Origin of the sequence: Mycobacterium sp. E136, assembly GCF_001666865.1 — a bacterium.
In the GTDB taxonomy this organism is placed as follows: domain Bacteria; phylum Actinomycetota; class Actinomycetes; order Mycobacteriales; family Mycobacteriaceae; genus Mycobacterium.
The window spans coordinates 1-662 of sequence record NZ_LZJE01000363.1 but is presented as its reverse complement, the minus strand read 5'-3'; the positions used below and the strand labels follow the sequence as shown (position 1 = coordinate 662).

The 662-nt window shown below is 65.7% G+C and carries 1 pseudogene; it reads left to right on the top strand.

Features of this window, described 5'->3' with window-relative positions:
* Nucleotides 1-369 (top strand): annotated as a pseudogene (locus A5698_RS24860) (flavin-containing monooxygenase); the annotation flags it as partial.
* Between the last annotated feature and the right edge of the window lie 293 nt (nucleotides 370-662).

Genomic DNA, 662 nt, shown 5'->3' with positions numbered 1-662 from the left:
GTCGGTGCCGGCTTCGCCGGGCTGTATGCGTTGCATCGGCTGCGTTCGCAGGGCTTGTCGGTGCGCGTGTTCGAAGCGGCGCCCGAGGTCGGGGGCACCTGGTACTACAACCGCTATCCGGGAGCACGCTGCGACGTCGAAAGCGTCGACTACTGCTACTCGTTCGATCCCGAACTCGAGCAGGAGTGGGACTGGTCGGAGAAGTACGCGACGCAGGCCGAGATCCTGCGCTACATGAACTGGGTCGCCGACAAGCTGAACCTGCGCGACGGCATCACGTTCAACACCCGGGTCACCTCGGCCGTGCTCGACGAGGACAACCTGCGCTGGACGGTCTCGACCGACACGGGCGAGGTCGTCACCGCCCGGATCTTCTCCTCGTAGAACTTGCGCGCTTCCTCGTTGGCGGCCATATCGATCATCTGATCGCTGAACGTCTTCGAGAACAGCACACCCCCGAGTTCCCAGCGCTTCTCGAACGCGTCGCGCCGCTCCTCGGGCGTGGCCTCCATCGTCAGCTTCGGATGGGCGATGTGCGGTGAGCCCCCGCCGCTGCGCCACGACAGTCGGCGGCGCTCGGCGTAGGTCGCCTTGACTTGGGCCCGGTCCTCGTCGGTCAACGGCCGATTGCCTGCGGGCACACTATAATTCGGCGTCCGCTG